The 13,137-nt window shown below is 67.4% G+C and carries 15 protein-coding genes; 4 read left to right on the top strand and 11 right to left on the bottom strand.

Annotated elements, in window-relative coordinates:
- The 11 genes from ABWP84_RS13280 to ABWP84_RS13230 form a co-directional block, all read right to left on the bottom strand.
- Nucleotides 1–518: hypothetical protein (locus tag ABWP84_RS13280; RefSeq protein ID WP_353212520.1), on the bottom strand; the 518-nt coding region annotated here is incomplete at its 3' end.
- 195 nt (nucleotides 519–713) lie between these two features.
- Nucleotides 714–1,322: a nuclear transport factor 2 family protein gene (locus tag ABWP84_RS13275; protein WP_353212519.1), complete on the bottom strand. Its 609-nt coding sequence runs from the start codon at nucleotides 1,320–1,322 to the stop codon at nucleotides 714–716.
- Nucleotides 1,304–1,897 carry a nitroreductase family protein gene (locus ABWP84_RS13270; protein ID WP_353212518.1) on the bottom strand — a complete coding sequence of 198 codons (594 nt, stop codon included), beginning with the start codon at nucleotides 1,895–1,897 and terminating at the stop codon, nucleotides 1,304–1,306. Before ABWP84_RS13270 ends, ABWP84_RS13275 begins: the two co-directional genes overlap by 19 nt.
- Nucleotides 1,898–1,947: 50 nt before the next feature.
- On the bottom strand, nucleotides 1,948–2,580 hold the full coding sequence (locus ABWP84_RS13265; RefSeq protein ID WP_353212517.1) for an aldolase: 633 nt from the start codon (nucleotides 2,578–2,580) through the stop codon (nucleotides 1,948–1,950).
- Nucleotides 2,573–3,829 (bottom strand): 3-oxo-tetronate kinase, encoded by a 1,257-nt coding sequence (gene otnK / locus ABWP84_RS13260; RefSeq protein WP_353212516.1) that lies wholly within the window; start codon nucleotides 3,827–3,829, stop codon nucleotides 2,573–2,575. The genes ABWP84_RS13265 and otnK overlap by 8 nt, the downstream gene beginning before the upstream one ends.
- Nucleotides 3,830–3,916: 87 nt before the next feature.
- Complete coding sequence (locus ABWP84_RS13255) at nucleotides 3,917–4,639, bottom strand: heparan-alpha-glucosaminide N-acetyltransferase (protein ID WP_353212515.1); 723 nt, start codon at nucleotides 4,637–4,639, stop codon at nucleotides 3,917–3,919.
- Entirely contained in the window at nucleotides 4,636–5,508 is an 873-nt protein-coding gene (locus tag ABWP84_RS13250; RefSeq protein WP_353212514.1) for a phytanoyl-CoA dioxygenase family protein, read from the bottom strand. Before ABWP84_RS13250 ends, ABWP84_RS13255 begins: the two co-directional genes overlap by 4 nt.
- Before the next feature lie 3 nt (nucleotides 5,509–5,511).
- Nucleotides 5,512–5,679 (bottom strand): hypothetical protein, encoded by a 168-nt coding sequence (locus ABWP84_RS13245; RefSeq protein ID WP_353212513.1) that lies wholly within the window; start codon nucleotides 5,677–5,679, stop codon nucleotides 5,512–5,514.
- Between the two features lie 65 nt (nucleotides 5,680–5,744).
- Nucleotides 5,745–6,815 (bottom strand): tartrate dehydrogenase, encoded by a 1,071-nt coding sequence (locus ABWP84_RS13240; protein ID WP_353212512.1) that lies wholly within the window; start codon nucleotides 6,813–6,815, stop codon nucleotides 5,745–5,747.
- Nucleotides 6,816–6,841: 26 nt separating this feature from the next.
- Nucleotides 6,842–7,696 carry a ferric reductase-like transmembrane domain-containing protein gene (locus ABWP84_RS13235; RefSeq protein WP_353212511.1) on the bottom strand — a complete coding sequence of 285 codons (855 nt, stop codon included), beginning with the start codon at nucleotides 7,694–7,696 and terminating at the stop codon, nucleotides 6,842–6,844.
- Between the two features lie 10 nt (nucleotides 7,697–7,706).
- Nucleotides 7,707–8,618 (bottom strand): ELM1/GtrOC1 family putative glycosyltransferase, encoded by a 912-nt coding sequence (locus ABWP84_RS13230; protein WP_353212510.1) that lies wholly within the window; start codon nucleotides 8,616–8,618, stop codon nucleotides 7,707–7,709.
- A 51-nt stretch (nucleotides 8,619–8,669) separates the two neighbouring features.
- Here ABWP84_RS13230 and ABWP84_RS13225 point away from each other — a divergent pair, with 51 nt between their 5' ends.
- The 4 genes from ABWP84_RS13225 to ABWP84_RS13210 all read left to right on the top strand — a co-directional run bounded on the left by ABWP84_RS13225 (nucleotide 8,670) and on the right by ABWP84_RS13210 (nucleotide 12,765).
- Nucleotides 8,670–9,395 carry an orotate phosphoribosyltransferase gene (locus tag ABWP84_RS13225; protein ID WP_353212509.1) on the top strand — a complete coding sequence of 242 codons (726 nt, stop codon included), beginning with the start codon at nucleotides 8,670–8,672 and terminating at the stop codon, nucleotides 9,393–9,395.
- Nucleotides 9,395–11,041, top strand: coding sequence for a peptide ABC transporter substrate-binding protein (locus ABWP84_RS13220; protein WP_353212508.1), 1,647 nt, complete (start codon nucleotides 9,395–9,397; stop codon nucleotides 11,039–11,041). Before ABWP84_RS13225 ends, ABWP84_RS13220 begins: the two co-directional genes overlap by 1 nt.
- 159 nt (nucleotides 11,042–11,200) lie before the next feature.
- The gene (locus tag ABWP84_RS13215) at nucleotides 11,201–11,962 is read left to right on the top strand and encodes an ABC transporter permease (protein WP_353212507.1); all 762 of its coding nucleotides are present in this window, start codon (nucleotides 11,201–11,203) and stop codon (nucleotides 11,960–11,962) included.
- Nucleotides 11,959–12,765, top strand: a complete 807-nt coding sequence (locus ABWP84_RS13210) for an ABC transporter permease (protein WP_353212506.1) — start codon at nucleotides 11,959–11,961, stop codon at nucleotides 12,763–12,765. Before ABWP84_RS13215 ends, ABWP84_RS13210 begins: the two co-directional genes overlap by 4 nt.
- Nucleotides 12,766–13,137: the final 372 nt, after the last annotated feature.

Below are 13,137 nucleotides of genomic sequence, written 5' to 3'. Positions count from 1 at the left end.
GCCGCCAAGAGCCCTGCCGCCAAGGCTGCGCCCGCCAAACCCGCCGCGCCGAAGAAGGCCGCTGCCAAGGCTGCGCCCGCCGAGGCCGCACCCGCCAAACCCGCTGCGCCGAAGAAGGCTGCCGCCAAGGCTGCGCCCGCCAAAGCCGCCGCGCCGGCGAAGGCTGCTGCCAAGGCTGCGCCCGCCAAAGCTGCCGCGCCGAAGAAGGCCGCCGCCAAACCCGCACCCGCCGAGGCCGCTGCGCCAAAGAAGGCCGCTGCCAAGGCTGCGCCTGCCAAACCCGCCGCGCCGAAGAAGGCCGCCGCCAAAGCTGCGCCCGCCAAGGCTGCGCCGGTAAAGGCGGCACCCGCTGCCAAGAAGCCCGCCGCCAAGGCTGCCGCCGCGCCGAAGAAGGCTCCGGCCAAGGCCGCAGCGCCCGCCCCGGCCAAGAAGGCCGCGCCGAAGAAGGCCGCAGCCAAGCCCGCCGCGGCAGCACCCGCCGCCAAGAAGAAGGCCGCCCCCAAGGCGGCAAAGACCACCGCCTCCTCCGGCGGCAGCAGCGCGGGCTGATACCACCAACCTCGCTCATTCTGAGAAGGCGCCGCCCTGCAAGGGGCGGCGCCTTTTTCGTTCAGAGCCTGTTTCTTTCGCCATGGCGCACTGCACAGGCCCTAAGCCTCTGCTTGGCCGGCATCTTTATCCGCTCAAACGATTCCGTTTGAACGGATGATGCTCTAACGCGACAGTGGTGCGCCGCCCAGCCAGGCCCGGCCATCGGCATAAAGCTGCTCCACCTCAGGCCCCTTCAGGCCGGGCATGTCGCGCTTCACCGCATAGCCGATGGAGGTCTGCAAATAGGCGAGGTGACGATAGCCTTCAGGAAATTGCACCAGCAGCGCTCCATCGAGCGAGAGCTTCGCATCGGGTGCCAGAGGGTCCATCCGGTCCTTCTCGTAGATGGGTTGCCGCAGCAACACCTTCCACGCGCCCTCATGGCGCTCGACAAAGTCGTAAAACCGGCCGGTGCAGACCACATCGACCATCACGCCATGCACTTCCGCGCGCTGGCTGATCGTCATCTTGGTCTGCGAGATCGCCCGCTCTCCAACGATTTCGCTGCTATGGCCGCCCAGAAAATGCAGGATGGAAACACCGCGGTTCCAGCCAGCGATCGAAGCCTCGATGAACTCCGCCGCCGTGCCCTGTTTCCAGGTCGCCATCATCCGCCCCTGAGGGTGCCAGCAGGTGGCAAAGCGCGCCCAGTCACCCGCGTCACGCCACACCGCCCAATTCTCGATGAGTTGGCGGATTGCCAGCGCGTCGCTCACAGCGCGGTATTCCATGTGCCGCGGAACAGCATGGTCTCAGCCGGGCGGCGGCCGCGCGCGGCCGCCTCACGCTCGGCGAGCTTTTCCGGCAGCATGCTGGCGGGCCCAGGGAAGCCCAGGGTGAAGGCCGTCACCGGCGCGTGGCCGGCGGGAATGGCCAGCGCCGCGCGCGCCGCAGCACCATCAAAACCGGCCATGCCATGCATCTGCATGCCCCGGGCCGAGGCCTCGATGGCCATATTGGCGGTGGCGGCCCCCACATCATGCCAGGCGTGCTTATTGGCCTCGCCATTATGGGCGAAGTTTTCCCGGGCGATGGAGTAGAGCAGCACCGGCGCAGCCGCGGCCCAGGCCTGGTTGAAGGGCATCAGCGTGGCCAGCATGGCGGCATGCTCGGCCGTGCCATGGCGGGCGACAATGAAGACCCAGGGCTGGTCATTAAAGCAGGAGGAGGCCCAGCGGCCGGCCTCCAGCACCGCCAGCAGCGCCTCGTCGGAGACGGCGGTATCGGCATAGGCGCGGGGCGACCAGCGCTCGGCAATGGCGGGCAGCAGGCTATGGCTGGTGGGGGCGGGGCGGGGTTGGGTCATCGCGGGCTCCTGTGGATGCAAGGCCCGCGTGCCAGCGCCCCCGCGCCGCGTCAACCGAAAGTGGTCAACAGATCATCCACCTGGGCTGGGGTCAGCGCCCGCGCATCCTGGCCGCGCAGCAGCAGCGCCAGCCTGGCCGCTTCCTCCAACTCCTCGGCAGCGGCCACGGCATCGCTCAGCGTGGCCCCACTCACCACCGGGCCGTGATTGGCCAACAGCACCGCGCGCGCGGTCTTGGCGGCCTGATGAATGCCATCCTCCATCGCCGGGTCCCCCGGGCGGTGATAGCGCAGCACGGGCAGGCTGCGCCCCACCCGCATAACGAAATAGGGCGTGAGCGGGGGTATGGGCGCGCGCTCCCCCACCGCGGCGAGGCATGCGATGGCCGTGGCATGGGTGGAATGCAAATGCACCACCGCCCCCGCCTGCGGCCGCGCCGTCAACACGGCGCGATGCATGAACACCTCCTTCGAGGGTTTTTGCCCGCCAATATGGTTCCAGCCCAGATCCAGCTTGCTGATACCGGCCGCATCAAGCCGCCCCAGCGAGGAATTGGTCGGCGTGATCAAATAGCCATCCGCCAGCCGCACGGAGATATTGCCGGCACTGCCCACCGAAAACCCACGGGCAAACAGGCTGGCGCCCAATTCCACCAGCAAGGCGCGGGTGGCGGCCTCATCCATGATTGAAGGCCTTCACGAAGAAATCCCGCGCGCCAAAATTGCCGCTCTTCAGGGCCAGGTGCAGCGAGGGCCCTTGGCCCTCGGCATAGGTCCAGGGCACGCCGGGGTCGATCTCCTCGCCAATCCGCAGCGAGCGCAGCCCCAGGCGCTGCACCACCGCACCCGAGGTCTCGCCACCCGCCACAAGAAGCCGGCGCACACCGCGCGCCACCAGCGCCTCCGCCACCAGGGCCAGCGCCTCCTCCACCAGGGCGCCGGCCGCATCACGGCCCAGCTTCTGCTGCAAGGCCGCCACCTTCTCAGGCGGCGCGGAGGCAGCGATCAGGATGGGCTCGGCGCCAATCCGCCCCTCCATCCAGGCGATGGCCTGGGCGGCGAGGGCAGCGGCATCGGGCGTGGCCAGCGCGTCCAGCTCCAGGCTGGGCATGTGTTCGCGCGCAAGGCCGATCTGCCCCAGCGTGGCGCGCGAGCAACTGCCCGCCAGCACCGCAGCAAAACCGCCATGCGGCGGCAGGGTGGCGGCATCCTCGCGCAGCGGCAGCAGCCCGGCGCGGCGGAAATTCTCCGGCAGCCCCATCGCCACGCCCGAGCCGCCGGTGATCAGCGGATGCAGCGCCGCTGCCTCGCCGATATCGAGCAAATGCTGGTCGGTGATGGCATCGATGATGGCGTATTGCTTGCCCCATTCCCGCAGCTTGCCCATTTCGCTGCGAATGGCGCCGGCCCCGCGATCGACGGTGGCAAAGGGCACCAGCCCCACGCCATGGCGCGTCTGCCCCGCCAGCACGCGGACCAGATTGGCGTCGGTCATCGGCGTGAGGGGGTGGTTCTCCATCCCGCTCTCATTGAGCAGCGCACCGCCGACAAAGAGATGGCCCTGATAAATCGTCCGCCCATTGGTGGGGAAGGCCGGGCAGGCGAGCGCGAAACCAGCATCGAGCCGCTTCATCAGCGCATCCGCCACCGGCCCGATATTGCCGGCCGGCGTGCTGTCAAAGGTGGAGCAGTATTTCCAGAAGATCTGCCGCGCCCCAGCCGCCAGCAGGCTGTCACAGGCGGAGAGCGACCAGGCGATGGCATCCTCCACCGGGGCGGTGCGCGACTTCAGCGCCACCACCACGGCATCGGCTTCGGGCAAGGGCCCCTCGGGCACCCCAATCACCTGCACGGTGCGCATGCCCGCGCGCACCAGCGTGGCGGCGAGATCGGTGGCGCCGGTGAAATCGTCGGCGATGCAGCCCAGCAGCATGATGTTATCTCCCTGAGCCCCGATTATGCCCCATTGCCGCGGTGCGATCATCCGGGGGGCTCGGCAAAAAACCCAAGCCGCCGCGGCTCAGCCAAAAAACGGCATCAGCGCCATCAGCAGGCCGATCAGGATGGGCTGATGCAGCAGATAAATCGCCAGGCTATGCCGGCCCGCCCAGGCCAGGGCCGGCCCAGGCTGGTCACGCGCCTGCCAGTGCCAAAGGCGCCCAGCCGCCCCGCCCAGCAGCCACCGCCCAGCCAGCATCCCCAGCAGCACAAGGCCAAACCAGGGGAAGAGCGGGATATAATCAGCGCTGGGTGCCACTTTGGTGGCCAGGCCCAGAAACAGCCAGCCCTTGGCGTTGAAGGCCGCATCGCGCAAAACCCCGCCGCCCAACAGCATAAAGCCCGCCAGCACCGCCAAGGCCCAATCAGGCGCGCGCAGCAGCGGCAGCGCCAGCAGCCCCGCCAAGGCCATGCAATGCAAAATGCCAAAAATGATCACGCCCTGAGGCTCAAACCACCAACTGGCCAAGCTCACCAGCGCAGCCGCAGCGCCGATCCGCCCGACCCGCGCCAGATAGGGCCCGATCCGCAGCCCCTCCCGCGTGGCCAGGCTGAGGCTCACACCCGACAGCAGCAAAAAACTGCCCGCCACCAACCGGGCCAGCAGCATCCAGCCCGGCTCCGCCGCCACCGCCACCGCAATCAGCCCAAAGGCGCTGAGGTCCCAGGCGATATGGAACACGGCCATGCCGCACAGCGCCACGCCGCGCGCGACATCAAGGGCGGGCAGGCGGGCGGGTTTCAAACCGCGGGCGTTGCGAAGAACTTGTTCTTCAGCGCCTTCTGGTTCTCATAAATCGAGCCCTGCAAATCCGCCGGCGGCAGCGGCAGGCGCACCGGCACATCGGCCAGGCGTGGCGCCAGGCTGGGCTGGCCTGCCACCATCAGCCGGTCATAGGCCTCGATACCACCGGGGAAGCCCAGCAGCGGCCAGGCATCGGCGGCGCGGAACTGCATGAGGAAAAAGCGCCGCTCACGGTTGGAGGTATTGGGCGCCGAAGCATGCGCCGCGCGCACATGATGGATGGAGATCGAACCCGCCCGCCCGGTCAATGGTATCGCCGCGCCATAATCCAATTCGCCCTTGGTGGGGTCCATCGCGCCACAGAACCGGCCCTCGAAGTGATGATCATACACCGGGCCGCGATGGCTGCCCGGCACGATCAAGAGCGGGCCATTGGAGAGTTCCATATCATCCATCATCACCCCCACGGCGGCGAGATCATCATTGGTATGGGGGTAGAAGGCCCAGTCCTGGTGCCATTCCACCGCGGCGCCGAAGCCGGCCGATTTCATGTTCAGCTTTGAGGTGTCAAAGCGGATATCCGGTCCCCAGAGCGATGTCAGGCAGGCGATGATCGCCGGGTTGCGCATCAGCCGCGCATAGGCGCCATGATGCAGATGCGGCGCCTTGATCCGCCGCACCCGGGGCTGGCCGGGGCTGTGGCTATCCTCGAGATCATAGATGTTATCATGCGTGGTCAGTTGGGCGGAGCGGGCGACGAAGCCATCCGTCACCTCCCGCAGCTCGGCCAGTTCAGCCGGGTTCAGCACATCGGGCACGACGATGGCACCGACGCGGTTATATTCCTCGATCTGGGCTGCGGTCAGCATGGCTCAACTCCTCCTGAGATGGCGCTGCGCCGCGCGCACCGCCTGACGCATTGAATCCTGCGCCGAAGTTTGGCCGATGGCCACCCGGGCGAACATATCCACCAGCACCCAATTCGCTGCCTCGGCGCCCCTGACCGCGGCAAGGCTGCCGCGGCGGTTCAGGCTGTCCATGGCGCAGTCCACGGCCCGTTCGACTGCAAGGCTAAGCCCCGCCCGCTGGCGGGGGCAACGCCCCATCACGCCCGGCTGACGGCCTCTGCCAGTGCCCGGCCCACATCCACCGTGCCGGCATTGCCGCCCATATCGCGCGTGCGCGGGCCACCCTCGGCCAGATGCACTTCGATGCAGCGCACGATGGCATCGGCCGCCTCCTTCTCGCCCAGATGCTCGAGCATCATGGCACCCGACCAGATCTGGCCGATGGGGTTGCAGATCCATTTGCCCGCAATATCCGGCGCCGAGCCATGCACCGGCTCGAACATGGAGGGAAAGAGCTTCTCCGGGTTGATATTGGCCGAGGGCGCAATGCCAATGGAGCCCGCCACTGCCGGCCCCAGATCAGACAAAATATCACCGAACAGGTTGGAGCCCACCACCACATCGAACCAATCGGGATGCTGCACGAAATGCGCGCAGAGGATGTCGATATGGAACTGGTCGGTGGTAACCCCCGGATAGCTCTTCGCCATCTCGGCAAAACGCTCATCCCAATAGGGCATGGTGAAGGTGATGCCGTTGGATTTGGTGGCCGAGGTCAGCTTCTTGCGCGGCCGGGTCATCGCCAATTCGAAGGCGAATTTGATGATCCTATCCGTGCCCACCCGGGTGAGGATGGATTGCTGCGAGACAAATTCGCGCTCCGTGCCGGGGAACATCCGGCCACCGACGGAGGAGTATTCGCCCTCGGTATTCTCGCGCACCACATAGAAGTCGATATCTGCCGGGGTGCGCCCGGCGAGTGGGGTGCGCGCGCCGGGCATCAGCTTGCAGGGGCGCAGATTCACATATTGGTCAAAGCCGCGGCGGATGGGGATGAGCAGGCCCCAAAGCGAGACATGGTCCGGCACGCCCGGCCAGCCCACGGCGCCGAGGAACACGCTGTCGGATTTCGCCAGCTGGTCCAGCCCGTCATCGGGCATCATCTTGCCGGTCTGGGCATAGGTCTCGCAGGACCAATCGTAATGGGTCAGCTCCAGATCAAAGCCGAAGCGGCGGGCGGCGGCATCGAGCACGCGCAGCCCCTCGGGCGTGGTTTCCTTGCCGATACCATCGCCTGGGATGACGGCGATGTGGTGCTTGCGGGTCATGGCGCTTCCTCCTGAATGATTCCCGGTTACGCCGGGTGCCGCCTTCCGGCAAGCCGCTGCACCACCAGCAGCGCTGGCAATATCAGCGCAAGGAGCATTACCGCGAGCGCTGGGCGCGGCGCCAGATCGAGGTTGAAATTCGCCATGAAGATCCGCCCGGCGGGCAGCTTCGTGGCATTGGCATACCACAGATATTCCAGCCCCGCCGTGGCGAAGCCCACCAGTAGCGCTGCCCCCGCCAGCAGCCAAACCCCCAGCGCCAGCGGCTTGGGCAGCAGCCGCCAAACCACCAGCCAGAGCAGCAGCCCCGCCATTACCAGCGGCTCGGAGGCATTGCTCTTGGCCTGGATCATCGCATGCAGCACCGCCAGCACGGCGAGCGGAAAGACAATGCGATGCAGCCGCTTCCAGCCCCGGCCGAGATAGCGCACCCAGCCATCGGTTGAGGTCAGCCCCAGCAGCAGCAGCCCCAGCACCGCCACGAAGCCGATGGTCAGATAAAACCGCCGGCTGATCTCCTCGACGATCTTGCCCAGCATACCATCCTGATCGACGACATACAGCGCCACATGCAGCCCCACCCAGCCCAACGCGCCCAAGCCCAGCATGCGCCGCAGTTGAAAAAGCCGCGGCCATTCCAGCACCCGCCCCATGGGCGTGATGGCCAGGCTGATCAGCAGAAAGCGCAGCGCCCAGCGGCCGGTGAAATCGGTGATCTCCTCCAGATCGCCCAATTCATCATGCAGCCAGTCCCATATCGGCCAGAGCATGGGCAGCAGCATGGCCGCCAAGGCGGCGATGCGCAGTCGGCTCAGCCGGCCGCGCCCATCCCGCCAGGGAATAAAAAATCCACGATCGGGCAAGACTGAGTTGAGCGGCATGCCCAGCACTTCAGGCCCAGCCGCGGCGCAGGATTTCCCCCGCGACCCGCCCGGTTTCATCCAGCGCAGCACGCGGTGGCGGCGCCAGCGCGCCAAGCGGTGCCGCCAGCCCCGCAGCAATCAGCCCCCCCGCCAGGGCGCGATGGCGCGGCCCCACCCCCTCAAGGCCGGCGATGAAGATCGGGCTCGTGGTCATCAGCGCCTCCGAGAGCATCGAAATCGAATCCGCCGTCACCACCAACCTATCGGCCAGCGCCAGAATGGCGGTGTAGGGGTTGGGGCCGGCGGCACCCCAGCGATACAGATGGTGCGGCATGGGCGCCAATGCATCCGCCAGCGCGACCGAAGCCGCATCGCCGGTGCGGCGCGAGGTGGTGGCAATCACGCTGCCACCCAGCCCTGCCACCATGGCGCCAATCGCCGCAGCCTGCTCCGGGTGCATGCCCACGCCCCGCACCGGCCCGCCCAGCAGCAGCCCGGTGATGGGGCGCGGCAGCCGGGCGAGCTCCGCAAACCCCGCCGCCGCGCCCGCCATCGCTGCGCTGGTAAGCCGATGCGCCGCCCCTTGGATGGGCATGATATTGCTGGCCGCAGCCGGCTTATCGTGCTCACCGATCACCAACAGGTCGAAATCCGCCGCCCCCAGGCCCGGGCGCATGGCATGCACATTGCGCGCGCCTCGCGCCCGCAGCCAGCGCGACACCGGCGCCGCCCGCCGCCCCGCCGAGATCACCAGCGCCGGCCAGGGCGGCTGAAAGGCCGAGCGATCAGCCAGCCCCGCCAGGCTCGGCCAAGGCCAGGGCAGCCCCGCCCAACGCCCAAAGCGCAGCGGAACACGGCGAAACGGCCGTTCCAGCCGCTCGGCAATGCCCAGTGCCTGCGCCGCCGTGCCGGCCCGTGGGTCTTCCAGCACCCAGATCATGGACGCGCCAGAGCCCGCGCGTTAATCCTGTTCCAGCACGGAGACCATTTGATGACCACGCAACACGCCTCTGACTGGGACCGCGACGCAGCCTTGACCACGGCGCGCATCCTGCTGGAAATCAAGGCGGTCAATTTCCGCCCTGAGGAACCCTACACCTTCACCGCTGGCTGGAAGAGCCCGGTCTATATCGATTGCCGCAAGATCATCTATTACCCCCGGGCGCGCGCCCGGATTTGTGACCTCGGCGCCGAGAAGATCGGCCGCCATGTCGGCTATGAGACCATCGAATGCGTGGCCGGCGGCGAGACCGCGGGCATACCCTTCGCCGCCTGGATGGCGGATCGGATGATGGCGCCCATGGCCTATGTCCGCAAAAAGCCCAAAGGCTTTGGCCGCAACGCGCAGATCGAGGGCGATGTGCCGGTCGGCAAGCAGACCTTGCTGGTCGAGGACCTCACCACCGATGGTGGCAGCAAGATCCAATTCGCCAATGCGCTGCGTGAGGCCGGGGCGATTTGCGACCACACTTTTGTGGTGTTCTTCTACGGCGTCTTCCCCGGCAGCTTCGAGGATATGAAGGGCATGGGGCTGCAACTGCATCACCTCTGCACCTGGTGGGATGTGCTCGAGGTCTGCAAGGAGCGGCCGTATTTCGAGGAGAGCGCGCTCAAGGAAGTGCGCAAATTCCTGGAAAACCCGGTGGCTTGGAGTGCGGCGCGCGGCGGCGTGGCAAGCCGGGAAGAGGCGCGGGCCTATAAGGCAGCCAAGGGCTGATGCGCGCCCTCGTCGCGGCGCTGCTGGCCCTGGGCTTTGCCGCCGCGGCGCAACCGCGTGATGTGCTGACCATCGGCATCACCCAATACCCCTCCACGCTGCATCCCAATATCGAGAATATGGCGGCCAAGTCCTATGTGCTGGGCTTCACCCGCCGGCCGATCAATGCCCGCGATGCCGATTGGGCCTTGGTCTGCCTGCTGTGTGAGACGCTGCCCAGCCTTGAGAATGGCCAGGCCGCGCGCGAGACCACGCCCGATGGCCGGCCGGGCATTCGCGTCACGCTGCGCCTGCGCGAAGGGCTGCGCTGGGGCGACAATACCCCCATCACGGCAGATGATCTGCGCTTCGCCTGGGAGGCAGGGCGGGACCCTGCCACCGGGTTCGGCCCCGCCGAATTCTACCGCAGCGCCTATGAGCTGATCGTGGTGGACCCGCGCACCGTTACGCTGCGCTTTGACCGGGTGACCTTTGATTTCGCCGCGATGGGCGATTTCCAGCCACTGCCCGCGCATATCGAGCGGCCGATCTGGCAGGCCGACCCGCGCGCCTATCGCACCCGCACGCAATATGACACCAATCCCGGCAATCCAGGCTTGTGGTCGGGGCCTTACCGCGTGGCCTCGGTGCAGCCCGGCTCGGGGGTGAATCTGGAGCGCAACCTGGCCTGGAGTGGCGCCGCACCGGCCTTCCGCAGCATTCGCATCCGCACGGTGGAAAACACCACGGCGCTGGAGGCGCAACTGCTTTCGGGCCAGCTCGATATGATCGCGGGGGAGTTGGGTTTGCCGGTGGAACAGGCCGCCGCCCTGCAGCGGCGCGCGCCCAGCCGCTTTCGCTTCGAATTCCGACCCGGGCTGATCTACGAGCATATCGATACCAATCTCGACAATCCGATCCTGGCCGATCGCCGGCTGCGCCAGGCCTTGCTTTTGGCGCTGGATCGCCCGCGTATCGTGGCCCAGCTCTTCGAGGGGCGGCAGACAGTGGCGCATGGGCTGGTGAACCCGCTGGACGCGATGGCGGACCCCGATATCCGGCAATATCCCTATGACCCCGCCCGGGCGGTGGCGCTGCTGGAGGAGGCGGGCTGGCGGCTGGCGCCCGATGGCATCCGCCGCAACGCGGCGGGCGAGCGGCTCTCGCTCGAACTCATGACCACCGCCGGCAACCGCTCCCGCGAGCAGGTGCAGCAGGTGCTGGCGGCGATGTGGCGCGCGGTGGGGGTTGAGGCGCGGATTCGCAACGAACCACCACGGGTGTTCTTTGCTGAGACCCTGTCGCGCCGGCGGCATCAGGCGCTCGCCATGTTTGCCTGGATTTCCTCGCCGGAGAATGTGCCGCGCGCCTCGCTGCATAGCGATGAAATCCCCCGCGCCGAGCGCAATTTCTCTGGGCAAAACTATCCGGGTTTCCGCCATGCCGAGATGAATGCGCTGCTGGAAGCCCTGCCCATCGAACTCGACCCGGCCGCAAGGCGGCCGCTGTGGAACCGGCTGCAGGCGATTTATGCCGAGGAACTGCCCTCGCTGCCGCTGTGGTTCCGTCAGGATGCCCATATCTGGCCGGCCTGGCTGGAGGGGGTGCGGCCCACCGGCCATCTCAGCCCTTCCAGCCTCTGGGTGGAGCAGTGGCGGGCGCGATGAGGCTTTCCGCCCGGTTGGTGCAAATATTGGTCACAGCGGCGGCATTGTCCTTCGTGTTCTATATGCTGCTGGGCCTGATGCCGGGCGACCCGATTGACCTTGCCATCATTGCCGACCCACGGCTGACGGCGGAGGATGCGGCCAGGCTGCGGGCCTTGCATGGGCTCGACCAACCCTTGCTCGGCCGATACCTCGCGTGGGCGGCGGCGGTGCTGCGGGGGGGATTTTGGTTTCTCCCGCCTCTTTGCCCAGCCGGTGGCGGCGCTGCTCTGGCCGGCACTGCTCTCCACCCTGGTGCTGCTGGGCTGGGCGGTGGGGCTGGCGGCTTGCCTGGGGGTGGGGTTGGGGGTGGTGGCGGCGCTGCGGCCGAGGCTCTCGCCCGCGGTGCAGGGGCTGGCGCTGCTGGCCCAGGCCATGCCGGGGTTTTGGTTGGGCATCATGCTGATCATCCTCTTTGCCGTGTGGTTGGGGTGGTTGCCGGCGGGCGGCGCGGCGGAGGAAGGGCAGGGGGATTGGCGGTTCCTGCTGCTGCCGGTGGCGACGCTGGGCTTTGGCCAGATGGCGGCCTATGCACGGCATGCTGCGGCGGCGATGCAGGGGGCGCTGGGCGGGCCATGGATACGCTCGGCGCGGGCGCGGGGGGCTTCGGAGATGCAGGTGGCTTTTGGCCATGCCTTGCCCAATGCCGCCGTGCCGCTGCTGGTGCTGCTGGGGCTGGATGCCGGGGCGCTGGTCTCAGGGGCGGTGATCACCGAGACCCTTTTTGCCCGGCCCGGCATGGGCAAGCTGATCTTCGATGCCATTATGGGCAATGATTATAATCTGGCCCTGCTGGCGCTGCTGGTGGTGGCGGTGGTGACCATGCTGGGCTCGCTGGCGGCGGATCTGGCGCAGCGGGCCCTGGACCCGAGGCTGCGATGAAGCTCTATGCCGGGCTGGCCATTCTGGGTGGCATGGCGGCGCTGGCCCTGCTGGCGCCGGGGCTGATGGGGCATGACCCTTTCCTGCCGGATCTGTTCAACCGCTATGCCGCCCCCTCGGCCGTGCATTGGCTGGGCACGGATGATCTGGGGCGGGATGTGTTGCTGCGGCTGCTGCATGGGGCGCGGGTTTCGCTGGCGGTGGGGCTGGGGGCGGCGCTGATGGCCTTGCTGGTGGGGGGGCTGGCCGGGGTGCTGGCGGCCTGGGCCGGGGGGGTGACGGATGCGGTGATCATGCGCCTGGCCGATGCTTTGCTGGCGTTGCCGGCGCTGCCCTTGCTGGTGGTGCTCTCGGCACTTGATCCCGCGATGATCGGGCTGCCGCGGGGGGAGGCGGGGGCGGATATTCTGCGCATTGCCACCATTCTGGCGGCTTTTGGCTGGGTGGGGGTGGCGAGGCTGGCGCGCTCGGCCGCGCTGTCGGTGTTGGCTGCGGATTTCTGCCGGGCGGCGCGGGCCTTGGGTGTGTCTGAATTCCGGCTGTTGTGGCGGCATGTGCTGCCACAGCTGGTGACACCTTTGGCAGTGGCGACGGCGCTGGCGGTGGGCGGCGCCATTCTGGCCGAGAGCGCGCTCAGCTTTCTGGGCCTGGGCATTGCGCCGCCGGCGGCGAGCTGGGGCAATATGCTGGCCAATGCGCAGGAGGCGGTGTTTGTGGCGCCCCTGGTGGCGCTCTGGCCGGGGCTGGCGATTTTGCTGGCGGTGGCGGGGTGTTCGCTGGTGGCGGATGGGTTGCGGCGGTAATTGGCGCGGTTACTGAAAACATTGAAAAATTGCGCTGTTCGCGCGAAATGGTGGTATTCGGACAAATTGGTTTGCAACCCGGGCGGCGGGCGTATTGCCGCCCTTTTGGGCGGGCGGACAGATGCGATTGTCGAAACAGCAATCGCCGAATATAGGATTTTATTCTAAATAATGCAAGGCTGATCTGGCCTGCCCCGCCTGATGGCGGGGCAGGCCTTAACGCCTATCAGCCGAAGAAGATGTAGTCCGTGCCGAACTGAATGCTCGGCAGCTGGGCCTGGGTCAGGCCGCTCCAGGTCACCGAGGTGTCGACCAGGCCATTGCCGTCGAGGTCGGCATTGAGTGTCACGCCCTTGAAGCCGGTGGCACCGT

The sequence above is a fragment of the Rhodovarius sp. genome (genome assembly GCF_040399605.1).
In the GTDB taxonomy this organism is placed as follows: domain Bacteria; phylum Pseudomonadota; class Alphaproteobacteria; order Acetobacterales; family Acetobacteraceae; genus Rhodovarius; species Rhodovarius crocodyli_A.
Note: the sequence above shows the minus strand (reverse complement) of the source record. Positions and strands in the feature narration are given on the sequence as shown.